The organism is Rhizobium sp. NPDC092011, assembly GCF_044756305.1.
Taxonomy (GTDB): domain Bacteria; phylum Pseudomonadota; class Alphaproteobacteria; order Rhizobiales; family Rhizobiaceae; genus Rhizobium.
Map to the genome: position 1 here is coordinate 1 of NZ_JBIVSO010000021.1, position 24,477 is coordinate 24,477.

General features: G+C 58.3%; 19 protein-coding genes. 12 read left to right on the plus strand and 7 right to left on the minus strand.

Going from position 1 to position 24,477, the window contains the following annotated elements; translation table 11 throughout:
• Positions 1 to 50: 50 nt before the first annotated feature.
• The gene (locus ACIQJ2_RS34960) at positions 51 to 596 is read right to left on the minus strand and encodes a response regulator transcription factor (protein ID WP_400676917.1); all 546 of its coding nucleotides are present in this window, start codon (positions 594 to 596) and stop codon (positions 51 to 53) included.
• Between the two features lie 135 nt (positions 597 to 731).
• Here ACIQJ2_RS34960 and ACIQJ2_RS34965 point away from each other — a divergent pair, with 135 nt between their 5' ends.
• From ACIQJ2_RS34965 to ACIQJ2_RS34975, 3 genes are all read left to right on the plus strand, one after another.
• Positions 732 to 1,403 (plus strand): response regulator transcription factor, encoded by a 672-nt coding sequence (locus ACIQJ2_RS34965; RefSeq protein WP_400676915.1) that lies wholly within the window; start codon positions 732 to 734, stop codon positions 1,401 to 1,403.
• Positions 1,404 to 1,657: 254 nt separating this feature from the next.
• On the plus strand, positions 1,658 to 2,740 hold the full coding sequence (locus ACIQJ2_RS34970; protein WP_400676913.1) for an efflux RND transporter periplasmic adaptor subunit: 1,083 nt from the start codon (positions 1,658 to 1,660) through the stop codon (positions 2,738 to 2,740).
• On the plus strand, positions 2,737 to 5,832 hold the full coding sequence (locus tag ACIQJ2_RS34975; RefSeq protein ID WP_400676911.1) for an efflux RND transporter permease subunit: 3,096 nt from the start codon (positions 2,737 to 2,739) through the stop codon (positions 5,830 to 5,832). The genes ACIQJ2_RS34970 and ACIQJ2_RS34975 overlap by 4 nt, the downstream gene beginning before the upstream one ends.
• 138 nt (positions 5,833 to 5,970) lie before the next feature.
• Here the strand turns inward: ACIQJ2_RS34975 and ACIQJ2_RS34980 are convergent, their stop codons facing one another.
• Entirely contained in the window at positions 5,971 to 6,867 is an 897-nt protein-coding gene (locus tag ACIQJ2_RS34980) for a LysR family transcriptional regulator (RefSeq protein ID WP_400676909.1), read from the minus strand.
• Between the two features lie 153 nt (positions 6,868 to 7,020).
• Here ACIQJ2_RS34980 and ACIQJ2_RS34985 point away from each other — a divergent pair, with 153 nt between their 5' ends.
• From ACIQJ2_RS34985 to ACIQJ2_RS35000, 4 genes are all read left to right on the plus strand, one after another.
• A complete protein-coding gene (locus ACIQJ2_RS34985) occupies positions 7,021 to 7,869 on the plus strand; it encodes an alpha/beta fold hydrolase (protein ID WP_400676907.1) in 849 nt (282 codons plus the stop codon).
• A 459-nt stretch (positions 7,870 to 8,328) separates the two neighbouring features.
• A complete protein-coding gene (locus ACIQJ2_RS34990) occupies positions 8,329 to 8,937 on the plus strand; it encodes a LysE family translocator (RefSeq protein ID WP_400676905.1) in 609 nt (202 codons plus the stop codon).
• Positions 8,938 to 9,407: 470 nt separating this feature from the next.
• Positions 9,408 to 11,717, plus strand: coding sequence for a methyl-accepting chemotaxis protein (locus ACIQJ2_RS34995; protein WP_400676903.1), 2,310 nt, complete (start codon positions 9,408 to 9,410; stop codon positions 11,715 to 11,717).
• 288 nt (positions 11,718 to 12,005) lie between these two features.
• Entirely contained in the window at positions 12,006 to 12,929 is a 924-nt protein-coding gene (locus tag ACIQJ2_RS35000; RefSeq protein WP_400676900.1) for an alpha/beta hydrolase, read from the plus strand.
• Positions 12,930 to 13,103: 174 nt separating this feature from the next.
• On the opposite strand, the gene ACIQJ2_RS35005 is transcribed toward ACIQJ2_RS35000, so the two are convergent.
• Together ACIQJ2_RS35005 and ACIQJ2_RS35010 are read right to left on the minus strand one after the other, a co-directional pair.
• A complete protein-coding gene (locus ACIQJ2_RS35005; RefSeq protein ID WP_400676898.1) occupies positions 13,104 to 13,820 on the minus strand; it encodes an MgtC/SapB family protein in 717 nt (238 codons plus the stop codon).
• Positions 13,821 to 14,023: 203 nt separating this feature from the next.
• A complete protein-coding gene (locus ACIQJ2_RS35010; protein ID WP_400676895.1) occupies positions 14,024 to 14,866 on the minus strand; it encodes a GNAT family N-acetyltransferase in 843 nt (280 codons plus the stop codon).
• Positions 14,867 to 15,208: 342 nt separating this feature from the next.
• Here ACIQJ2_RS35010 and ACIQJ2_RS35015 point away from each other — a divergent pair, with 342 nt between their 5' ends.
• From ACIQJ2_RS35015 to ACIQJ2_RS35025, 3 genes are all read left to right on the plus strand, one after another.
• Positions 15,209 to 16,198 (plus strand): AraC family transcriptional regulator, encoded by a 990-nt coding sequence (locus tag ACIQJ2_RS35015; protein WP_199145178.1) that lies wholly within the window; start codon positions 15,209 to 15,211, stop codon positions 16,196 to 16,198.
• Positions 16,199 to 16,256: 58 nt separating this feature from the next.
• The gene (locus tag ACIQJ2_RS35020) at positions 16,257 to 17,465 is read left to right on the plus strand and encodes an MFS transporter (protein WP_400676893.1); all 1,209 of its coding nucleotides are present in this window, start codon (positions 16,257 to 16,259) and stop codon (positions 17,463 to 17,465) included.
• Between the two features lie 358 nt (positions 17,466 to 17,823).
• Complete coding sequence (locus tag ACIQJ2_RS35025) at positions 17,824 to 18,276, plus strand: alpha/beta fold hydrolase (protein WP_400676925.1); 453 nt, start codon at positions 17,824 to 17,826, stop codon at positions 18,274 to 18,276.
• Positions 18,277 to 18,541: 265 nt separating this feature from the next.
• On the opposite strand, the gene ACIQJ2_RS35030 is transcribed toward ACIQJ2_RS35025, so the two are convergent.
• The 3 genes from ACIQJ2_RS35030 to ACIQJ2_RS35040 all read right to left on the minus strand — a co-directional run bounded on the left by ACIQJ2_RS35030 (position 18,542) and on the right by ACIQJ2_RS35040 (position 19,950).
• Positions 18,542 to 18,853 (minus strand): hypothetical protein, encoded by a 312-nt coding sequence (locus ACIQJ2_RS35030; RefSeq protein ID WP_400676891.1) that lies wholly within the window; start codon positions 18,851 to 18,853, stop codon positions 18,542 to 18,544.
• Positions 18,854 to 19,230: 377 nt separating this feature from the next.
• A complete protein-coding gene (locus ACIQJ2_RS35035; protein ID WP_199145183.1) occupies positions 19,231 to 19,446 on the minus strand; it encodes a hypothetical protein in 216 nt (71 codons plus the stop codon).
• 198 nt (positions 19,447 to 19,644) lie between these two features.
• Entirely contained in the window at positions 19,645 to 19,950 is a 306-nt protein-coding gene (locus ACIQJ2_RS35040; RefSeq protein ID WP_400746723.1) for a hypothetical protein, read from the minus strand.
• 513 nt (positions 19,951 to 20,463) lie between these two features.
• Here ACIQJ2_RS35040 and aspT point away from each other — a divergent pair.
• The gene (aspT, locus tag ACIQJ2_RS35045) at positions 20,464 to 22,149 is read left to right on the plus strand and encodes an aspartate-alanine antiporter (RefSeq protein ID WP_400676886.1); all 1,686 of its coding nucleotides are present in this window, start codon (positions 20,464 to 20,466) and stop codon (positions 22,147 to 22,149) included.
• An 18-nt stretch (positions 22,150 to 22,167) separates the two neighbouring features.
• Entirely contained in the window at positions 22,168 to 23,763 is a 1,596-nt protein-coding gene (locus ACIQJ2_RS35050; RefSeq protein ID WP_400676884.1) for a bifunctional aspartate transaminase/aspartate 4-decarboxylase, read from the plus strand.
• The last annotated feature ends 714 nt before the right edge of the window (positions 23,764 to 24,477 follow it).

The window sequence follows — 24,477 nt, forward strand, 5'->3', positions numbered from 1 at the left end:
GGCTACATGTCGCCAGCGGATTTTGAAACCCAACTCGCCCAGCAGGCGGCTTAGTTTGAAGCGCCTCGCTGGTCCAGCCCGAAGGGTTCACTCCAGTGGCGGACGAGATACTCAAGCAACTGATACTCCCGCGGCAGAAGATCGATAGCGTTGCCGGCCCGGCTGGCGGTATGCGTCAGCAGATTGATTTCAAGATCGGCGACCCTCAGGATTGTTTCTTGAGTGACACTGGTACGACGGCGCATGAGAACGTCCAGTCGTGCGGTCAGTTCCAAAGCTTCGAACGGCTTCGTCAAATAGTCGTCACCGCCCGCCTTCAGGCCGCGCACTCTTTCGTCAACCGCGGAAAGGGCGCTCAGGATGAGAACAGGCGTTTGAACCGAGGCTGCGCGCAACGCCGCCAGCATCCCAAGGCCATCGAGGGTGCCCGGCAACATGCGATCGAGAACGATCGCGTCAAATGTGCCGGAAATCGCCTTGACCAGTCCATCCCGGCCGTCGAGCGACTGAGTAACGGTGCAGCCGTGATCCACAAGCGCCGCCTCGATTTCCGATGCCGTCCCCACGTCGTCCTCGACCACGAGAATCTTCGACACATTTCCTCCAAGAACGCTGAGTAGTTTCTGCCTATTGTCTAGATAATCAATATTGAATGTTCGTTCGCCTGAACATGAAATCAATTTCATCTTTGGGAAGGCGTGGAACGAAGTGCAATCTTCAACGGGGATTGAATGCGCCTACTGGTAGTTGAAGATGATGACCGAAGTGCGGCCTATCTGAAGCGGGGGCTTTCCGAATGCGGGCATGTCGTCGATCTCGCAGGCGATGGTGAACTCGGGCTCGCACTTGCAATGGAGCTGATCTACGATGGCCTGATCGTGGACCGGCTGCTTCCCAAGCTCGATGGCGTGGAACTCGTGAGACGCCTTCGCGAGATGAAGGTCAACGTGCCCGTGATCATGATAAGCGCATTGGCCGGCACGAGGGATCGTGTGGAGGGGCTGCGCGCCGGCTGCGATGATTATCTGGCCAAGCCCTTCTTCTTTTCCGAGCTTCTTGCCCGCATCGAGGCCATCACCAAGCACTTCATAAACGAGGGTCATGACAATATCCTGATGGTTGGCGATCTCTCTCTCGACATCCGGCGGCGGATTGCGCGCAGGAACGAGCGCGTCATCGATCTGCAGTTCAGGGAGTTCCTGCTGCTGCAGGCCCTTATGCGCAACGCCGGCTCGGTCGTAACCCGCTCGATGATGCTGGAGGCCGCCTGGGATTATGATTTCGATCCTCGCGGCAATATTGTCGACATGCATATCCATCGACTGCGCAAGAAGATCGACATGGGCGCAGCGACGAGCATGATCACCACGGTTCCCGGCGCCGGATATCTCATCAAGCCATAATCGGCGGTTTCGGCGAAACATAAAAAATTTTTCATCCTGGCGCGAATTGGCGGCCACTTGCGATCCTTCACATTCCAGGCAGTGCGTTGCGGGTTCCCGGCCTGTGCGCAATTCCAAGCGCGTTATGGAGCATTGTCGTGGATCGAGCCCCTTCAGGGTCAAGCAGTTCAGCTAAATCAATTTATCTTCTGGGGATATGTGCTCTGGCGGCAGCGGGATCTGCTGCCGCATATTTTTACTGGCCCGAGACGGGTTTGAGCAAAACCAGAGCCTCGGCCGTGGAACACGCTCCAGTCCCGGTGCAGACGGCAACGGCATCAATCAAGGACCTGCCGGTCGTGCGCAGCGGTCTCGGCATCGTGTCTCCCTTGACCGCGGTGGACGTAAAGGTCCGCGTTGATGGTCAGCTTCAGCACATCGCTTTCACCGAGGGGCAGGATGTCAACGCCGGCGACATTCTCGCAACGATCGATCCCCGCCCTTATGCGGCAGCCGTTGCGCAGGCGCAGGCGGATTACGACAAGGAACTGGCACAGCTTGCCCAAGCCAAGATAGACGAGGCGCGGGCGCAGAGGCTGACGACCACGGGCAGCGGCACGACGCAGGCAGCTCAGACGGCGGCAGCACAGGTCCAGGTCATGGATGCGACGGCTGCATCGGGAAAAGCGGCACTCGACACCGCGAAACTCAATTTGGAATTCGCAACCATCACGGCTCCGATCAGCGGCAGGGTGGGCCTGCGCCAACAGCAGCAAGGCAGCATACTGCGCGCAACCGATGCGACGGGAGTGGTGACCGTCACACAGATGCGGCCCATCGCGCTTGAATTCACGCTGACGCAGGATGATCTTCCCGATCTGATCGCAGGGCAGGCGAAGGGCCAATTGAACGTTTCGGCCTATAGCCGCGACGACGCCAAGCATCTTGCCGACGGAAAACTGAGCGCGATCGACAGCCAGGTCGATTCATCGACAGGGATGGTGAAGTTGAAGGCGGTTTTTGCAAATGACGACCTCACGCTTTGGCCAGGAGAATTGGTGACTGCAAACATTACATTGCGCACAGATCCGAATTCGACGGTTGTCCCGTCCTCGGCGATACAGAACGGACAGACGGGCGCCTATGTCTTCCTTGTCAGGCCTGGCAATAAGGTCATCACGTCCTCGGTCATCACCGGTAGCGCCTATGCGGGCCTGACCGCGGTCACGCAAGGTGTCTCCAGCGGTGAGACCGTTGTGACCTCCGGCCAATCCCGGCTTGTCGACGGAACCGTCATTACCAGGCAAGGTGCTGACGGCAAGAAACTGGCGGCCGCCGGCGAGGAGGCAGCGCAATGAATCTCTCGGAGATTTTCATCCAGCGCCGGGTCGGAACCTCTCTGCTGGCTGCAGGACTTCTCATCGTCGGCTCCATTGCCTATGGCCTGCTTCCGATCGCATCATTGCCTCAGGTCGACTTCCCAACGATCCAGATCTCAAGCTCCTTTCCCGGTGCGAGCGCTGAGACTATGGCAACATCCGTTGCGACCCCTCTCGAAAACCAGCTCTCGACCATCTCGGGCGTATCGCAGATGACGTCGACGAGTTCGTCCGGGCGAACGTCGATCACATTGCAATTCGATCTCACCAGGGACATCAATGCCGCCGCTCAGGATGTTCAGGCCGCCATCAGCGCCGCCAGCGGTCAACTGCCCAAGGATCTCCCGGCCGCTCCCGATTTCCACAAGAGCAATCCGGCGGAGGCGACGATCCTGACCCTGGCGCTCACATCCGATCGGATTCCGACCACCGAACTCGATCACTATGCCGAAGACATCATCGCGCAGCAGGTGTCCCAGATGAATGGCGTAGGGCTCGTCGACTATCACGGACCTCAGCGGCCGGCGATCCGAATTCAGCTGGACCCGGACAAGATTGCCGCGCGCGGTCTGACGCTGGAAGATATCCGCAGCACCGTCGGTGCTCAAACGGTCAATCAACCCAAGGGACAGCTCGCCGGCAACGGACGCACCACCGTTCTCGATGCGACCGACCAGATCATGGACGTTCCGGCCTTCCGCTCGATGGTCATCGCCTACAAGAACGGTTCCCCCATTCGTGCGGAAGACCTCGGTACCGTCATATCGGCGCCGGAAGACGTCAATCAGGCCGCCTGGCTTCAGGACAATCGTTCGGTCATGCTGGACGTGCACAAGATGGCCGGCTCGAACGTGCTCGACACGATCGATGGTATCAAGGCGACGCTGCCGCAAATGGAGGCGGGACTGCCTGCTGGGATCAAGCTGTCGGTCGTCGCCGACAGGTCGGGGATGATCCGATCCTCGGTCAATGACGTGAAGATCACCATCCTCATTACTATCGGCCTGGTCGTCTTGGTGATCTTCAGCTTCTTGCGGAACCTTTGGGCGACGATCATTCCGGCTGCGACCATTCCGCTGTCGCTGATCGGCACATTCGCCATCATGTATATCGCCGGCTACAGCCTCGACAATCTCTCGCTCATGGGCCTGACCATCGCTGTCGGATTTGTCGTCGATGATGCTATCGTTGTCATCGAGAACGTGATGCGTCACGTCGAGGAGGGCAAGCCAACCCTCGAAGCCGCTGTCGAAGGGTCGCGAGAGGTGGGCTTCACCATCGTTTCCATGACCGTCTCGCTGGTTGCCGTTTTCATTCCGATTCTGCTGATGAGCGGGATCGTCGGCCGGCTCTTTCGTGAATTTGCGGTGACGATCAGCGTGGCAATCATGATATCGGGGCTGGTCTCACTGACAGTCACACCGATGATGTGCGCCTGGTTGATCAAGCATGATCACGACAGGCCGCGTGGTGCGGTTTTCCGCTGGTCGGAGGCGTTTTTCGAGACCTGCACGGCGGGATACGGAAGGATGCTCGATGTCGTCCTTCGCAACCGCCTCGCCATTCTTGTCGTTGCAATTGCCACGATGGCGGTAACGGGCTGGCTCTACGTTTCCATACAGAAGGGCTTTATCCCGCAACAGGATACGGGATGGGTTCAAGGGCAGGCGCAGGCTGCGACTGACATTTCCTTTGCAGACATGTCGACCAAGATGCAGGCGCTTGCGCATATCGTCATGGACGATCGGGCCGTCGACAACGTCGCCTATTGGATCAACCCAAGTCCGTCGGCCAGCGTCGGTCAGCTTCAGATCAATCTGAAACCTATCGGGACGCGAAGCCCGGCGTCGGCCGTGCTGGCGCGTCTGAGAACGGCGACAGCTGGCATGGAGGGGCTAACGGTTGGCCTGCAGATTCGCCAGGATGTCCAGATTGGCGGCCGTTCTTCCGCGTCGCAATATCAATATACTCTCCAGGATCCCGATACGGCCGAGCTCGACAAATGGGCTGGGAACATGACCAAGGTTCTAAAGGGTCTCCCAGAGCTGCAGGATGTGATTTCCGACAAGCAGAAGGCTGCAACCAGCCTCACGCTCCATATCGATCGCTCGACGGCATCCCGGTTGGGAGTGAGTGTTTCGCAAATCGACCAGACACTTTACGATGCCTTCGGGCAACGGCAGATCGCGACGATGTACACGCAGGTCAGCCAATATCACGTGGTCATGGAGCTCGCGCCACAGTTTGCCCTGTCGTCCGAGGCGTTGTCGCACCTCTATGTCAAGTCCTCGACTACCGGCAAGCTTGTTCCGCTCAGCATGCTTGGATCGTTGAAGACAGGTGTCTTGCCGGTATCTATAAACCATCAGGGATCCATTCCGGCGACGACGATCTCCTTTAATCTGAGACCGGGCAGTGCCCTTAGCGACGCTGTGACCGCCATCAAGGCGGCGGAGACCAGCGCAGGCATGCCGGCCACTGTCATTGGCACCTTCCAGGGAACGGCGCAGGCGTTCCAGGACTCGCTGAAGACCCAGCCATGGCTCATTCTCGCCGCTATCGTTGCTGTCTATATCGTGCTTGGGGTTCTCTATGAGAGTGCCGTTCATCCCTTGACGATTATCTCGACATTGCCATCCGCAGGGCTTGGAGCATTGTTGGCGCTCAAGCTGGCCAATCTAGACCTGTCCATCATGGGGATGATCGGCATTATTCTGTTGATCGGCATCGTCAAGAAGAACGCGATCATGATGATTGATTTTGCGCTCGTCGCTGAGCGCACGCAGAAACTTGCGCCATATGACGCCATACGCCAGGCTTGCATGCTGCGTTTCCGGCCCATCATGATGACGACGCTTGCCGCGCTGTTCGGAGCGGTGCCGCTGGCACTGGGAACCGGGCCAGGATCCGAATTGCGCGTTCCGCTCGGCATCGCAATCGTTGGCGGTCTGGTCGTCTCACAGGCGCTGACATTGTTTACCACACCGGTCATCTATCTGGCATTCGACAGCTTGCGGGGGAGCGCGGCAAGGCGGCCGTCGCGTCTGCAGGCGGCGACTGGTTCAAGCTGATGATGGCGTCATACTAGCCTGGTTGTGGCAATCCGAGCCTTCGAGGCCGCGGGCATGGCGGCAGCCTGCCTGCCGAAACGAGGCCGCGCATGCGCGTCGAATTGCGAAGTCCTCGGGCTTACTCCAAAGAACGGCACCCTATCCGCCAATCGCGGGATGTCCGGTAATGTAGTCCCAAAGACTGGTGGCGACGGGTCCATGCGGTCGGTCGCGGCGGCGGGCGGCGACGAGCGCGATATCCGTGCCTGGGAAATGTTGTCCAGCAATGGAGAGCAGTCGCCCTTCGCGCAGCTCCTCTTCGATCATGAAGTGGGGCAAGTGTCCCCAGCCCATGCCGCGAAGGACGATCTCCTTCTTCATCGCGTGATCGGCGACCGTGCATTGCGGTGCGCCTTCCACCACGTAGAAATTGGTTTTCGGAGTATCCCTTGCCGTGTCGCGAATGATGCACTGCGTCAGCCCGCGCATCTGTTCGGGGGTAATCAGGGGGGAGGGCGCAAAGGGCAGAAAATTCGGGGCTACGACCGGTACGAAGGAAATCGTGCCGAGATCGATCCATTCGAAGCGTGGGTCGGACTTGTCGATCCAATGGAGGATCAGATCGGCCTCATCGAGGAGGAGCCGCTCGGCTGGACCGCCAATCGTCTCGAAATGCAGATCGAGCCGCGTGTTCGGGTAGCGAGCAAAGAAGCCGCCCAGCAATTGCAGCCCGCCATGCAGCGGACATGTGTCGCCGAGAATGACACGCAGATGTGTTTCCTCGCCCATCGAGAGCTGGTGCGCATGCAGCCGCAAGACCTCCATTTCACCAAGCAGGGCCTGCGCCTTGCGATGAAAGGAGCGGCCCGCCTCGGTAAGGCCGACCCGGTAGCCGCTGCGATCGAGGAGTGCCACCCCTAGGGTTGCCTCGAGCTTGGCGATCGCTGCAAAGACGGCTGTATGCGACCGGTTCAGCGCCAAGGCCGCGGCCTGGAAACCGCCTTCGCGGGCCACCGCATCGAGACACTGGATTTCCTGGAGCGTGAAGGGCTGCATTGTGCATTCTGATTACAATGTTCTTCGAATCTTTTCAATTTTTTTTGAAGTAGCACCGAACTAGCTTCGCATTGTCTTCGATAAACGCGCCCGTTTCACCAGAGCTTCTGGCCAGCAAACGGAAAGCGCCAACAGCAAGTGAAGGTGCATATTATGACGAACAGTTCCACTCAGCTCGCCACGTTCAATGATGAAGAAGCGGCCGCTCTGTCGTTCTTCACCACAGGCGATAGCGTCAGGATTGCTTACAGGATCGATGGCCCGGAAAACCGCCCGGCACTTATCCTTTCGAACTCCATTGCCACCAACTTGCACATGTGGGATCTCCAGATCCCGACATTGGCCACGCATTTTCGGGTTATACGCTATGATTTCCGCGGCCATGGCGGCTCCGATGTTCCGGCCGGTGCCTACTCCGACGGGCGGCTTGGCCGCGACGTGCTGGAATTGATGGACTGGCTCGGGATCGAGCGGGCGCATTTCCTCGGCCTGTCCCTGGGTGGCTGGGTCGGCCAATGGCTTGCCATTCATGCGCCTGAACGCATCGACCGTCTCATCCTGAGCAACACGTCGTCCTATCTCGGCCCGGCCGAGAATTTCGACCGGTCGATAGCGGCAACGCTGGCTGCGTCGGACATGAAGGAAACTGCCGAGACTTTTCTCGGCAACTGGTTCCCGAAAGCGATGATCGTGGCGAACGGACCCATCGTTCGGCAGTTCCGAGACGTCCTGCTGAGTACATCGCGCCAGGGCCTTGCAGGCCTGTTTGCCGCCGTGCGTGACGCAGATATGCGGCGCACGAGCGCGCTTATCCAAAGCCCGACGCTGGTAATCGCCGGGGAGTTCGACACCGTGACCTCCCATGCGATGGGTGAAGCGATCGCCAACACCATCCCCGGGGCAAAACTGAAAACCTTTCCGTCCGTGCACTTCTCCAATATCGAGTTTGCGCAAGCATTCGGCGAAGAGGTCGTGGCGTTTCTCGATCCGCAATTGGCTTAGTGTTCCATCGGAGATCTAATTGAAGCATGGAAAGCGCCGTTGGCTGGATGTATTTCAGGCGGCGCTTGCCTCGAATAACTCTTTGAGGGCTCGCGCTGAGTGGAAACGGAAACGCTCATGCCGCTTGTACATCATATGAACTCTCAATGCCGGCCGACATGCATTCAGCCATCCGGAAGGACATGAGGCCAAGTATCGACAGGACTGCCACAGGGTGGCGATGGTCCTGCCGATGCGATTGCCGAGATACAGGCGTTTTTAGAATGCGGATTGGCTTAAACCCAGGTCCTGCGCCCGTCTGCGTCCGATTTTCTCCGTCGCTGGCAGCAATCGGTGCCTGATAGGTTTTGCTGCTGCTGAATGCGATTTGCTCCGGGCGTTCTTTACTGGCTCTGTCGCTTGACGCGAGAGAGTCAGATTTATATAAAGATATAAGCAATCCTTTATGTGGAAAATATCGTGACAATTGACCTCGTGAACTTGTCTCTCTTTTCGCTTGCCGCGGTGCTTCTGCTGGGGTCGCCAGGTCCTGCCATTGCGGCGCTTATTGCCGTCGGCAAGGACCAGGGATTTCTTCAGGGGTTGCGATTTTACGGCGGCCTGCAGATTGGCCTTGCAGTTGCCGCAGGTGCCAGCGCCGCCGGCCTCTTTTCGCTATTCGCCGCAATTCCGGGCGCTACAAAAGCGATGATGTTCATCGCGACGATCTATCTGCTTTATCTCTCCTACAAGATCGCCTTTGCGCCGGTTGGCGGGAGCGAGGCGGGATCTCGACCGAACTTCGCCTCGACAGTGGCCGGCGGTGCGTTCCTTGGTGTCACGAACCCAAAGGCTTATATCGCCTTTGCGTCGCTGATGGCGTCTTACTCGATCGTCCGGTTCGACGCGGTTGCGGACATGTCGATCAAATGGATCCTCTGCGTTGTCGTCATGGTCGTTGTCGACCTTGTATGGCTGTGGGCCGGCGTCGTCCTTGGTAGAGTCAACCTTAAGCCGACGATCGAGCGGGCAATCAATGTCCTGATGGGCGGCACGATCCTTGCGACTGCGTTGATGGCCTTTCTCTAGGCGGCGGGAAAATGCCGCGCCCGCCAAGTCGTGGCAGATGTTCCCGGCTCGGACGGATCACGGATAGTGTATTGCCCTCAAGTGGCCCGCCACGGGATTTTCACCCAATGTCGATCAGAGTGCGTGCTGGGTTTGAACCGCTGCAGGTTTCTGGACCATCACGAATATTCGAACCAGGGCTGGTCCAGCGCGAGGGTTCAGCTCAAGATCATTTTCTATCACGTCGGAAACAGTCGCCGCTGGCAAGTATTGTCGCCCCAACTCAAAGCAGCGCGACAAATCAACAAGAACCTCTTTTACATCGGCAAAGCTGTTTTACCGCAATTTAACCTTCATGGACGAGTTTCAAGCGCGCAATTGCATGTGAGCCGCCTTCCAGAAAAGGCAAGGCTCGAACGTTTCAATTAAAAGTCTGCCGGCCGGGCGTTCTGCGTCACGCCGATATGATTGTTCCGGGGGGAACACCGTTCATGATGCAGAGATTCAATTCCCTGTCCTTCAAGGTCATTGCCACGTTCATTTTGCTGACCGCATTGTCGATCGCGGTGATCAATGTTCTAGCCTATTTCGCCAGTAGCCGCATTTCCGGCGAACAAGCACTCAAGGCCACAGAGAGTGTTCTCATCTTCCGCGGCGACATGTTGCAGAACCAGTTGGACCAGCTGGAAAACCAGGCCAATTCGATTGCGCGTATCGAAGCGATACAAATGTCGATCACAAAGCTCAAAAGCGGCTGGAATTCCATCGGCAAGACGAACGGCGGCGCCAGTGCCGAGTTGAAGAAGGTGTTCATCACCGACAATCCGAACCCGGCAGACCAGCGCGAAAAGCTGATGAAGCCGGAAGGACCAAGCGGCTTCTATTATTCCAACCATGAGACGACGCAGAGCGAGGTTGCCCGCGACCTTGAAAATACCGCCTTCAGCGACCTGTTGATTGCAGATCTCGATGGCAACGTCCTTTATTCCTACAGGAAGAATGACGATTTTGCCGAAAATCTGAAGACCGATGCATGGAAGTCGACGGGCGCCGGCCTCGCCTTTGCAAGGGCCATCGATAACACCGCCAAGGCGACCGACAATTCTGCGCCAACGGGCTTTTCTGGCCTTCGCATCGATTCCAGAAACGGCAAGTCGGCAATCTTCTACGCCGTGCCGATCGTCAGGCTTGGCGCCGCGAAAGGCATCATCCTCTTTAAGGTGCGTGACGATATCATCGGAAGCATCCTCGCCAAGGGCATTGTCGCAGGCAGTACGGCGCAAGCGGCGATCATCTCGGAGGACGGCTCGGCGATTGGCGTGAATGCGAGCGGTCAACTCGCAATGCTCGATGCCACGCCTTTCACATTCATCAAGGACGCGTTTTCGGCAAAAGCCATGACAGTCAGCGACTTCGAGCGCGCCGATGGTTCGGCGCGGGCGTATGTCCGCGGCATCGACTATAAGAACTCGCGCTTGCTCATCGTCGAAAGTGTGCGTCTCAGCGAATTGAATGCCGGTTCTCTCGAAATCGCAACCTTGCTGACGATGATCGCCCTTGGCGTTCTCGCTGTCATGGCCGCGGCGACCTGGGTGATCACCAAGCCGCTGTTTTCTCCGCTTGCCCGCCTTGCGCGCGTCACCCGGGATGTTGCCGACGGCAATCTGGACGTCGAGATCGGCAGCCAAACTCGTGGTGACGAAATCGGCACGATGGCGAAGGCGCTCGCACGGTTCAAACAATCGCTCATCGATAGCCGTGAGCTGGAAGCTACCAGCAGCGAAATGCGTGTTCTTGCCGAGCAGGACCGTCAAAAACATATGGCCGAGCGTGAAGCCGAGGCAGAGACGCTACAAGAGGTCGTTCGATTGATCGACGATGGTCTGCACCAACTGGCCAATGGCAATCTTGCCTATCAGGTTGAGACCCGCTTCCCCGCCGAACTGGAAGGACTGCGCATAAATTTCAACAATGCGTTGACGGCGCTTCGCGAAACGATGACGGCAATCGGAGGAAACTCAACGGCGATGCGTGCCGGCTCGGAAGAGATGCGCACTGGTGCCGACGAACTTGCCGAACGCACCGAACGGCAGGCTGCCTCGATTTCCGAGACCGCCACCGCGATCGACGCGATCACCCAGTCGGTCCGAATTCAGATCGAGCGCGCAGAGCAGGCCGAACGCATTGCCCGCGACGCCAAGCGGGAAACCGTTGCCTCCGGCCAGATCATGGAGGAGACGATCGCAGCGATGGAAGCGATCCAGGCTTCCTCACGCCAGATTAACTCCATCATCGCCGTGATCGACTCGATTGCCTTCCAAACGAACCTTCTCGCGCTCAACGCCGGCGTAGAGGCAGCCCGCGCCGGTGAAGCCGGCAAGGGATTTGCCGTTGTTGCGATGGAGGTCCGTGAATTGGCACAGCGCTCCTCTGGCGCAGCCAAGGAGATTTCGAGCTTGCTGCAAAAGTCCACGCATGAGGTTGAAACGGGCGTATCGCTCGTCGAGCGCGCCGGCGCCGCGCTGACCGGTATCGGCGGCCACGTCGAGGCGATCAACGGTCGGATCAGCGAGATAATGCAGGCGACCAGCGAAGAGGCTGACACGTTGCGACAAATCAACGTGGCTGTGTCCGAGCTGGATGTGATGACCCAGCAAAATGCGACGATGGTGGAGGAGACGACAGCGGCGATCCACCGGCTCGCTGGGGAAGCCGCCGAAATGGACGTGCAGTTGGCGAATTTCCAGCTAACGCATGAATATCGGAGCGCTGACCTCCACGTGCTAAGACGTCGGGCATAGCGTCTTCCTTGTTCAAGTGAAGTGCCTTACGCGATTATCTCATCCGGCGGGACCCTTTTCGACGAGGTCGCCTGGCTCGGCAAAGAGAAGCCAGCGCGGTCGAGGCCGATGCCATGCCGTATCGCTTGCCGCCGGGCAGGTGGTGGCGAATGATAATGATGGCGTCAAGGTCTTGCATTTCGGGTCTGTCTTCGCTTTGAAGGCAGACGGACGGAGACCACCTTGAGCCAGTCTTGAAGGCAATGGGCAAATGGCCGTCGAGAACATCAGACAGGCGGAACGGATCGCATGCCCCACGACCACCGAGACAATGCTAATGCGGGAAATCCAGGCGGTATCCCATCCGCTCTTGGCATTGTCGTTGCAGCACTTTTCCTTCTGCTCCTTGTGCCGCTGAGCGCGGTGGCAATGCCGGAGGCGAAGCAGTGCGGTGCAAAGACCGATGCTGTCCCGCTGCCCGATCCGGTCTCGGGGCGCGGATACCAATTGTTCGTCAGCCTCCCACAGGGATTTGATCCCGCAAGCCCCGTCCTGCATCCGGTGCTGTTCCTGGCAGACGGCGGCCGTGCGTTTCCGCGTCACATCTGTGAAATCCGTGACCTGACCGAGGCCGACAAAAGGGACCTTGTCGTCATTGGCCTTGGCTATGCGGATGGCGAATCGCTCGAGGATAGCCGCCGCCGTGACTACACGCCGACAGCCCAACCTGCGACGGGCCATGTCTATGGCGGATCGGCTGCCTATCAGGCCTACCTCAAGGACGTTGTCATTCCGTTCGTCGATGCGCACTATCATACCGATCCGGCGAGGCGGATATTCTGGGGTCACTCCTATGGCGGCCTATTTGCGGCGACCATCCTTCTGCGCGACCCCGCCATGTTCCAGACCTACATCATCGGCAGCCCGTCGCTGTGGTATGGTTCGCGCGCAATCCTGGAAATCGAAAAGCAGTTCGCCGCCGGACATCAAAGCCTCCCAGCAAACGTCTTCCTCTATGTCGGCGGGAAGGAAGTCCGCCGATACGAGGCCGACCGTCATGGCTTCACCAAGGACATGGTTGAAGACGCGGAGTCCTTTGAGCAGCTTCTCACGTCAAGGCACTACGAAGGCCTGACGACGAAATTCGCGATCATCCCCGACAAGGACCATGTCACCTCGGTTGGGCCTGGCATTGAATGGGGTCTGCGCCTAGCGTTCCAGCCAGGCAGTTGAGCCCGCAACTTACCGGTCGGCCAACCAATTCTCGAAGCCTGAAACCTCGTATCGGCGCGGCGTCACTTGCGAAATAGACCGCCATCGATTTTCCGCGCCAGCAAGCATTATCATGCTAGCGCCGTGCACCCGACGCTGGAGCTGCGTTGATCACGGCCGGTGCCGACGCGATCTTCAATCCTTTGTGCTTCCCTCCCAGGTCGCGCTGGCAATATCTCGTTGGTCTTCCATGTAGGAAGTGACGGCATCAATCTCCTCCGGATCGACCGCGGTGCTGACAAGGGTGGCGATGATTTCGACACTATCTGCGCCTCGATCGCTGATCTCGATATCACCGACCGGATAATCGGCTTCCTCCAGTCGCTCGATCAGAAGATCCCGCATCTCCGGCATCGCCTCGCGACTGGTCATGACCTTGACTTCATAGGTTGCTTCGGCCGCCTGTTCATTGATCGGAATACGGTTGATGAGGTTGACCAGGGGGCGCAGCAGTGTGTTTCCGGCCAGCACGAAGACCGTCAGCAACGCAGCTTCGGCAATCATATCCGTCCCCGCGCAAGCTCCCACCGCCGCCGAGCACCACAAGGTTGCTGCGGTATTGAGGCCTCGGACATTCATGCCCTCCTTCATGATCACGCCGGCGCCGAGAAAGCCAATTCCCGAAACGACATAGGAAATCACACGGACGGCTTCGGTTGTGCCGGCGATACGCTGCGCCAGATCGACAAAGGCCGCAGCGCCGACTGCCACAAGCACATTCGTGCGCAGGCCCGCCGTGCGCTGGCGGTACTGACGCTCAGCTCCTATCAATGTGCCAAGGATAAAGGCAGCGGCAAGACTGAGCGTGGTGTCGAGAAACGGATAGAGTTCGAACGTACGCACGAACTGCATGAAGAGGACCCCAAGAATTGTTAGCCGGATATTCCAGTGCCAATAACATGCTCTAGGCGACGGCAAGATGACAATGATTGACCCGTCTGGCGATGCCATGCGGATTTGCGCCCGGCGATATCATCTCGATCCATGCATCGTATCGAACGCGCCTCGTCTATGAATGAACCAATTGCAAGTGACCCTCGACGCCCGAAACTGTGCTAGGATGCGATAGGAACCAGCTCCATCTCCAATTGGGTGATTGACGATTTCGTCCATCCTGTCGCCGTCAGGAAAGCGGCTGCTTGAAACTCCGGCAAGGTCGCCGGGATGGACCAGGATTTGTCCGGATATCGACCGAGCAGCCCTTGGATGAAGCGGCGACCGATGCCTTTCCGCCGCAAAGCTGGCTCGACTGCAAAGGCGAGCAGACGAGCAACTCCGCCGGATCCGTCCGCAAGGGCTGCAACACTGCCGTCCGCTGTTCGAAAGGCCTCAATGGGGGCGGTTGCTCCGACGAAACAGTGTGGAGACGTTTGCCAACTTGCGTCGAACGGGTAGGCGCGCTCTAGCAGGGGCAAGATTTCCCCCGGTGAACAGGGTACAATCTCTTCCCCCGAAGGAGCAGGCACATGGGTGTAGCCCACCAGCCGCCGCACTGGCACGAAACCCGCTTTAGTATATGTCGAAATTGCCGCATCGTTCGTTTCGATGACTTCGAGAATCTGGCGATCGTCGCCGTGGGCAACAGCATCGTCAATTGCCAATTCCACCGCACGCCTGCCAATGCCGGCGCCTCGCCAATTGGGGACAACACCGAGCGCGGCAATTCGGCTGACGCGCCCTCTTCGCGCAATCAGCATGATGCCGGCAGGCCCTTGCCCTTCCAGTAGCAAGAGCTGACTTGAAGACAGGCAAATATTTTCGGCCCGTATCCGGCGGCCCAGTGCCGGGGCATCGAAGTTTATCGGGACGATGTAGCCGGCATAGGCCATGTTCAGCGTCTGGCAGACGTCTTCCAACGGCACTTCGGCAAGGGGAACGGTTCGGATTTCATGTGCCATGTATCTGCTTTCTATGGCCGGCGGGTGTCGGGGTCCGGAGAGACCGCCAATGATAGAGTTTCTCTATCAGGGCCGTCCAGTAGTTGCAAAAGCCGTCTCTTGTTGTCCGGGCCGATCTTTCAGATCGGGGAAGACATCGCATCCGTGCGACTATTGTTCGATGGCGATGATCTGACAGATCTCACCGAAGAGAAGCCAAAGGGTGTCGGCGGCGACATGTGTCTGGTTTGTTTCACCTTGAAACGGAAAACGACGAGCTTCATACGGGGCAGTAACAAGGCGGTAGTACCAAAGCGATTGCCTCTACTTGCTCGCCGGACGTTCGGCATATATATTGGCAAAATGCCCATCAATTCATCCGAAGCATCGTCACGTCCAAACATTCCGATGGATGCGCTCAGCGAGGTGCTACAAGACTTTCGCCTAAGCGGCGTCAACTATGGTCGCTGCGAGCTCCGACATCCGTGGAGCATCGCCTTTCCGCAGCAAGCGTTTCTTCGTTTTCACTTTGTCAGCCAAGGCCCATGCTGGATCTATACCGAGGCCGAGGGTTGGCAGGAGTTGCGCGATGGCGATCTGGTGTTGCTTCCGCAGGGCACCGCCCATCGGCTGGCCAGCGCGCCGGACGTGGTGGGGGATTCGCTCGAAGGCTGCCATGTGACGAACCTCGGTAGCAACGTGTGCGAAGTGGTGCGGGAAGGAACTGGCGCAGCAAGCACGCTTTTCTGCGGTTCCATGGCCCTGGGGGCCTGTGCGCTACACCCCCTGATCATGCTGATGCCACCGATCATCAAGGGCTGCGACGTGGCCGGGCATGACCCAATCGTCGGTCCCTTGCTGGCGGCGATGACGGCAGAGGCCGCGCAGCCGCAAATGGGTAGCGCCACCATCCTGTCGCGTATGGCGGATCTTCTGACTGCCCGGCTCATCCGCTGTTGGGTTCATTGTACGGGAGCCTCGACCACCGGGTGGCTCGCCGCCATCCGTGACCCTCACATCGGCCGCGTCCTTGCAGCCATGCACCGGGACCCCGGCTACAATTGGACCCTTGAAAGCCTCGCCAGCTTGGCGGGTCAATCGCGCTCGATTTTTGCAGAGCGCTTCAGCGCTATGTTGGGGGAAGGTCCGGCACGCTATCTTGCCGGTCTTCGCATGCAGCTTGCCCGCGAGTTGCTGGGTCAAAACGGCATGTCGGTTGCCGAGGTCGCAGCCCGCTTGGGTTACGAATCCGAAGCGTCGTTCGCGCGCGCGTTCAAGCGCATCACCAGCGTCTCGCCAGGTGTTGTGCGCCGCACCATTTCAGGACGAATGGACATGAATTTCGGATTATAGGATACATTTCATCCGGACGGATTGATCTATGAAGATGTCCAAACCTTGGAGATCTTCAATGACGGATACAGCAGTACAACTTGATGGCGCGGTCGAAGACCTTGATGTCGCCGCACCGGTCGCGTGGAGCGCGGCCACCTGGTTCGCGGTTCTTTCGCTAGCGGCGACCAGCTTTGCACTGGTGTCGGCCGAATTCTTGCCGGCAGGGCTGTTGACACCGATGGCGCGCGATCTCGGCATCACCGAGGGAACCGCCGGGCAGGTCGTCACCGCCACCGCGTCCGTCGGCGCCGTGACGGCCCTGTTGAGCAATGTTCTCATTGGCCGATTGAATCGCAAAACGGTGCTGGTTGGCCTCAGCGCCTTGGCGATCGGCTCCAATATCCTGGCGACGGTAGCGACCGACTTCTGGGTCTTGTTGTTAGCCCGGGCGGGGTTGGGTATCGCCATCAGCGCTTTCTGGGCACTTTCGGTTGCGGTCGTCGCGAGGCTGGTGGGCGCCAACGCAACGGGTCGAGGCATGGCGATCGTCACCCTCGGCGTGTCACTCGCCACTATCGCCGCACCGTCGATGGGCGCCTTGATCAGCGACTGGTTAGGCTGGCGCAGCGCCATGGGCATTACAGCGGGGCTGGCAGCGATCGCCATGCTATTACAGTTGCTCAGCCTGCCGACTTTGCCTGCAACGACAAGCAACAGCCTTGCCGATGTCTTCAACCTAACGCGGCGGCGTGGAGTTCAACTCGGCATGCTTGCTATCCTCCTGTTGATGACGGGGCATTTTGCCGGCTCGGTTTATGTACGCCCCTTCCTCGAACATGTGACGCTCCTGACAACTGGCCCGATTGCGCTGGCACTCGCCGGATTTGGCATCGCCGCTGTCATCGGCAACATCGCCGGCGGTCGTATGGCCGACGCCAATATCCACTTGGCCCTTGCAGTGACGGCCGCATTGATGGCGCTTGCTGCGCTCTCTCTGGTTCTGTGGGGCGCCCATATCGGCGTTGCCTTCGGTTTCGCAACGCTTTGGGGCTTTGCCTTCGGCATGGCGCCCGTTGTGCTGCCAACCAACCTATCCCGTGCCGCGACCGATGCCTTGGAAGCAGCGGGCAGCCTGATGGTCGTCTCCTTCCAGGTCGCCATCACCATCGGTGCAGTCGTCGGCGGCTATTCCGTAGACACTTATGGTGCCAGGGGACCCTTGGCTCTTACCGCCGCGCTTGCCGTCTCGACCCTCGTGCTCGCGCTGCTACAACCCCGCAGGTAATTTGCGCTTTTGGGGGAGAAGCCAGATGTGTCGTGCGGAGAGTAATGGTGTATCCTAATCCTGAGGCGTCAGGAGGGGCATCATCATGGGACGTATTTTCGTCGACGGCAAAACTGCTGCCGCAAATCGCGGCAATAAAAGCAGTTATGATGAACTCAGTTGGGGCGGCGATCGTCGCAACGGGACGGCCAGCAGATGCGCAATCCGGCAATGCGGGGCGGCCAAGAGGTTCCGCCCCCTGGATCGAGGAGCGCGACGGCGCGAAGTTGTTCTATCGTGATTGGGGCGAGGGCAGGCCCGTGATGTTTTGCCCTCCTGGGCGTTGAATTCGGATATTTGGGAATAACAGCTTGTCCAACTGACCGAACGGGGATTTCGGTGCGTCGTCTATGATCGCCACAGTCGATCGGTCGATCTCGGCGAAGCCTATGACTGCGATACGCTGGCAGCGGATCTCGCCGCCGCTATGGACGGACTTGATCTGCGCAACGTCACGCTTGTCGGATATTCCATGGGCCGTGGCGAGATCACCCGCTACATATCACGTTATGGGGCCGGACGCGTCTCCCGTATTCTCCTCACCAGTCCTGTCGCTCCAGGACCGGGAGACCTTGCGAAGAGCGAGAGTTTCATCAAGGCACTCAAGAAGGACCGCCAAGTGTTCATGGCTGGAAGCCTCCCGCTTTTCCTCGGCAGAGACATGGCCGTGTCCCCGGCAATGCAGCAATGGGTTTTGGAGCAGTTTCTTCGGTCACGCTTACCGGCCGGAAGCTGGTGGAGGCGATGCCCGACAGCCATCTTAAGATATTGACGGTGCTCCGCACGGGATCGTGGTGACGTATCGTGATCGCTTCGATAGCGATTTGCTTGCTTTCATGGATGGCTGAGAAGTGATGCAATTCGAATGGGGTGGCATCACCCTCGTTGGTATTGCCACGCAGTCACCAGCAGATCGTCGCCGACGGGACTGTGGAATGCTGCAAGTTTTTTGAGTGCGCCGTGGCGCTGGCGCACAAAAGGGGGGCAGCCCGGACAAAGACTCCGGCTTAGGGAGCACCAGTTTCAGTATTGCCGGTTCAGTAGCGGGTGACCATGAACAACTTGCCGTCCCTGACACCTGCCGATATTCCCGGATAGGTCAGCGGGCTATCGCTGGCGCGACGCGGCACGGCGGATTTCCAATCATACTCCGTATATTCTCCCGATCCGTTGCGCTTTTCCTTGCAGCCTAAAATTCTTACCGCCTGTTCGTAACTCATGCCGTTGACGATCTTGTCTCTTTGAACGTCACCGAATTTGCACTTTGACGCTGCAAAGGCCGACCCTGTATGGGCAATAAGCACTGTAAAAGCCGCCGCTGCGAAACAATTAATGCGTTTCAGATCCATATATATATTCGCTCCGGCTGATGGTTGGTCTTCTGCATGTGCTGCCTGTGTCGTGTCGTTCACGGCTTATGACGATTGACGCTAAGCGTAAGGATGCCGCGCTTGTGTTCCAACAACATAGCAAAAGACTAGAAATTGCAAGGTCGGCGTCAGCGGAGGCAACGGTTGTGTTGTCGAGTTCGTCTGCTGCTGCGGAGCGTAGGTTCGCGCAGCTGATCGCGAAAGCACACGATGCCAATCAATCGGCATCGTGGTCACATATCGTGGTGTTTCCTAGTGGGAACTTCAGTGCGCAGTCACACGCTATGCCGCGTTGAAAATGCCGGCGATTGCCGACGGCATAGTTTCATTGTTCTCTACTCAAGCCCGCCTTGGCATCAATCGTGACCCCGTCCGCGGTAGGCGGTCGGCACGCCGGCGGCCTCATGGCATTGCGCGAGTGTTTCGAGCCACGCCGCCAATCCGGCCGGCACTTCGACATTCCCTGCTTCCAGTGCTTCCACCCACGACAGATCGCATTGCAATGCGCTCGCGAGATTGATCGGCGTCCAACGGATGTGCAGAAGGCATTCGGAGAAGCGTTCTCTGGTCATATGTCGTCCAATCCTGGGTCCTGCCTTCACTGTGCCTGATCGTGCAGTGACGTCAAGCGAAGGCAAAAATGCGGCCGCTCCCGACGATTGGTTGAGACGGGGAAAAGTGCCAAGGGCCATAAACGGAAAGCAGCTCTTCTTGGGACCGTTTCCGCCAAGCGTTCCAGCCGAGGTTCACGATGACAATCACCGATAGCGTTATTCGGGATCAATATCCTCTTTATGCGATGTCCAAACGCGGCCCACACCCGCTATTGCACCCGTAGTCTGCCGGCTCGACGCCAAGTCATTTTCGTCAAAGGCGTATCGACGCAGGAGGGCAAATAGCGCCTCATTCATTTGGGCGCCGTCCAAAAGATCGGGACTGTCGCAGATGACGTTGATCGTTCGCCGAACGACGCGATCTGCAGCCATATCGGAATCGACAAGCTTTCTGGCCCACCGGCGAAGAAGGGCCCGAAGTTGCGGATCTTGCGGCATGTCTGAGGGATCTGGAAGGGGCATGTTTACTCCTCCTATCCTTGCAGGCGGGAGCCCCGTGGTGCCCGCGGTCGTGACCGCGTATAGGATGATCGGTGACGATAAATTGATCGTATCAATTGGTGTGCGAGAGTCCAGCTCGAACTGAGAGGATGGCCGGGAGTAGTGCTATTCTGCCCCCGCTCGAGCCCCGGCGTTTTCAAGGTGACCGTGGATGGCGCTGCGCGCACCCGCCCTAGAAGAACACACTTCCAGGTTTCCGGCCATTTTATCGAACGTGCCGCATTCGGCAGCAGGGTCGCCCTGGCTACCGCGGCGCTGCGGCTCCGCCCTCAGAGCCGCGAGGAGTCCTTTGCCACAGACAAGGAACTGTACCGACATCTCCCCCGGCACTTTTGGAATTTATAAACCAAGCTCGGCAACCTAGTGGCGAAATGGCAGCGATAGCAGCTGGACAGAATTGAAAAATTTTGCCTAGCTGTGGCTTCGCTGCGTTAGCTGACGCCTTCACAGGCAGTCCCTTAAGAAGGAAATCAAATGGCCTTCCTAGCTGAGATTTTCCGACAGTCGCCAGAAATCGCCTTGTTTTTATCACTTGCCCTCGGGTACTGGATCGGGAAGTTCCAGTTCGGTAAGTTCCAGCTGGGGGGCGTTGCGGGATCGCTTCTCGCCGCAGTTCTGATCAGCCAAGTTGGAGTACAGATTGACAACGGGATCAAGTCTGTCCTGTTTGCGCTCTTCATCTACGCCGTGGGTTTCGAAAGTGGGCCGCAATTCTTCCGATCGCTCGGCAGGCAGTCTATTCGCGAAATAGTGATGGCAGTGGTCCTCGCGATAAGTGGTCTGGCTACGGTCGTCGTGCTTGCCAAGATAATGGGACTGGACAAGGGCATAGCGGCCGGTATCGCAGCGGGTGGTCTTACCCAGTCGGCGATCATCGGCACCGCCGGCTCGGCGATCGAGAAGCTTGGGCTGGCGGCTGACGAGGCGCAGCGACTTCAGGCAAACGTGGCGATCGGATATGCCGTCACATATATTTTTGGCTCCTTTGGAGCGATCATTGTCTGCGTCAACATTCTTCCGTGGTTCATGAAGCGCGGCATTCGCGACGATGCGCTGAAGGCTGAAGCCGAGATGCTAAAGGGCGCGCACGTCTACGGCGTCGGTGAAGCGCCCGCGCTGCCCGAACTTGTCGGTCGCGTGTACCGGATCGGGAAGGCGGCTGGAAAGTCGGTCGGAGAAGCGGAAGCACTCGCTACCGGTGGGGCCGTCACGATCGAACGCATCAAGCGTGATGGCAAGATCATCGGCGTCGAGGCCGGCACAACACTCCAAGCCGATGATCTCGTCCTCATCGTTGGACGCCGATCCGGTATCGTTGGGCTGGAAGACCTTCTGGGTTCGGAGGTAATCGGCGGCGAAGGACTGGAGCTGGTGGTCACGACGCGCGATATCGCCGTGCGTGGCAAGGAGTTCGTCGATCGAACAGTCGCTCAGATAATCTCGGCCAGCAGCGAGCTGAGACATGGGATCTACGTTCTGGCCGTCACGCGCGGTGGTAGCAAACTCGACCTGACCAACGACACCGTCATCAAGGCCGGTGATATCGTCACCGTTCATGGCGTGCAGGAAGACCTGCAACGTCTGGCGTCTCGTGTCGGTCCCGCGATTGTTCCCAGCGACAAGACCGACTTCGTCTTTCACGGGCTCGGTGTTGCCATCGGCTTGCTCGTCGGGCTCGCCGTCGTGCGTATCGGCTCGATCCCGCTGACACTCGGCTCAGGCGGGGGCGCGCTCATGGCCGGCCTGGTGTTCGGTTGGTATCGAAGCCGGAACATGACGCTCGGCAATATGCCGACCGCCGCATCGACATTGCTTCGGGACCTGGGTCTTGCAGGTTTCGTCGCAGTCGTGGGCCTCCAGTCCGGTCAGCAGGCCGTGCAGACCATCATGCAAAGTGGGCTTTCGATATTTGCGGCCGGGGTTGTCGTAACGATCCTGCCACTAATCCTCACCATGCTGGTAGGCCGATATGTCCTGCGTTACGACAATGTCGCGGTGTTTGCAGGTGCGCTGACCGGGTCGCGCAGCGCCAATCCCGCATTCGGGGAAATCCTCGACAAGGCCGGAAATTCAGTTCCGACCACATCCTTCGCCATCACCTACGCTTTGGCCAATGTATTCCTGACGCTGCTCGGGCCGCTCGTCGTCGCCTTCGTATAAACAGATCGGAGAAAAGCAATGACCGACTACAGTCAGTTCGCCAAACTCAGCCCGTTCGAATTGAAGGACGAGCTCATCAAGCTTGCATCGACCAAGACCGACAAGGTCATGCTGAATGCAGGACGAGGCAATCCCAATTTCCTCGCAACGCTGCCGCGACGTGGCTTTTTCAGGCTTGGATTGTTTGCCGCCACCGAGTCGGAACTCTCATTCTCCTATATGCAGCAGGGCGTCGGTGGCCTGCCACGCATCGACGGGATCGAGGCACGGTTCGAACGCTTCATCGCCGACAATCGTGATCAGGAAGGCGTGGATTTCCTGCGCCGTGCCATCAGCTATGTTCGCGACCAGCTCGGACTATCGGCTTCGGACTTCCTCCACGAGATGGTCGAAGGCATTCTTGGGTGCAATTACCCCGTCCCGCCTCGGATGCTGCGTGTCAGCGAGAATATCGTTCGCCAGTACCTCATGAAGGAAATGGTGGGCGGTCATATCTCCGCCAAGGACATCGATGTGTTTGCAACGGAAGGCGGCACTGCGGCGATGACCTACGTCTTCGACACCTTGAAGAAGAACCATCTCGTGAAGAAAGGCGACAAGGTCGCTATCGGTATGCCGGTCTTTACGCCGTACATCGAAATTCCGGAGCTTGATGCCTACGCTCTTCAGGAAGTGGCTATCAATGCCGATCCGGAAGCGGGTTGGCAATATCCAGATGCCGAACTCGACAAGCTTAAGGACCCGGCGATTAAAATCTTCTTCTGCATCAACCCCAGCAACCCCCCATCCGTGAAGCTGGACGAGCGGAGCCTGCAAAAGATCGCCGATATCGTCAAGAACGACCGTCCCGACCTGATGATCCTGACGGACGACGTCTATGGGACTTTCGCGGACGATTTCAAATCGCTCTTCGCGATATGCCCCAACAACACAATCCTCGTATACTCCTACTCCAAATATTTCGGCGCGACTGGATGGCGACTAGGAACCGTTGCCCTGCACCATGACAACGTCCTCGACAGAGCGATAGCGAACCTGCCAAGCGATGCGACGTCTGCCCTTGACAAGCGGTACTCTTCGATTGTCACTGATGTCTCTGCGCTCAAATTAATCGACCGCCTGGTTGCCGACAGTCGAACGGTCGCGCTGAACCACACCGCCGGGCTTTCAACGCCGCAACAGGTGCAGATGGTCCTGTTCTCACTGTTTGCGCTAATGGATGAGCACGACAGTTACAAAGCCACGCTCAAGAGCGTTATTCGACGCAGGCAGCGGGCGCTCTACACCGAACTCGGTATCGAGATGCCCGACAACGAGAACTCTGTCGACTACTATACGCTTCTCGACCTCGAGAGCATTTCTCTCCAGCTTTACGGCAAGGAATTTGCAGCCTGGGTCAAACAAGAGTTCTCAGCCAACGAGCTGTTGTTCCGGATCGCAGACGAGACCGGGATCGTTCTGCTTCCCGGTCGCGGCTTTGGAACCCAGCACCCTTCCGGCCGCGCATCGCTGGCAAATCTCAACGAGTTTGAATACGCGTCCATCGGCCGCTCGCTCCGCAAGATGGCCGACGAATATCATGCCGCGTTCCTAAAAACGCGCAAAACGAAATGATACCACGGCACCCGAGCGCTCAATCAGTAGCGCTCGGGTGCCGATCGAAAGCGTGAGCTAGATTGGCTATGGCTCGTTAACCAGCACTAAGGCTACAAAGGCACAGCATCCTGAGGAGGAGGAGGCCACGCAAGTTGTTGCCTGCGCCTCCCATAGATCTCTGCAGCGGAGCGGCAGAATGAGAGGGGACGTTATTGCCGATCCATCGCATTGCCGTCGTTCACCTCATTCCCATCCTGGGTCTCGACAAGCAAGCCGGGGCCGGGCTTGACTGGGGCTGCGCGTAATGTCGAGGAACGGTCGCCAGTCTCGCGCCAAAATCGCAAGGAACTTATCGAGCGGCTAGGCTGCTGACGGGTACCGTGGCCTGGAGCCGGCCGTCGCAAATCCGAATCTGTAGTCAGGCCGCCATGGAGTGCCGATGGAGCAGCACAGGCGCACTAATCAGGCGGAGCCGGTGGGTTACAGCCACGCTTCAAGCAAGACCGTCAAGTCGCTTCGATATTTTATGACCAAACATTATTCTGCCCGCAAAACCCGATGGGTCACGCGTTCGAAGCTGTATCTAATTTGTTCTATTTCGGTCGAACTGTTGTTGACGTCGATCTGAGGCGCTGGTGCGTCACAGGAACAAGTGCCGAGATGATTGTCCGCGCCAGATGACTTTTTCAGAGTGGCGATATGGGTTGACCTTGGTTATCGCCAATGACAGCT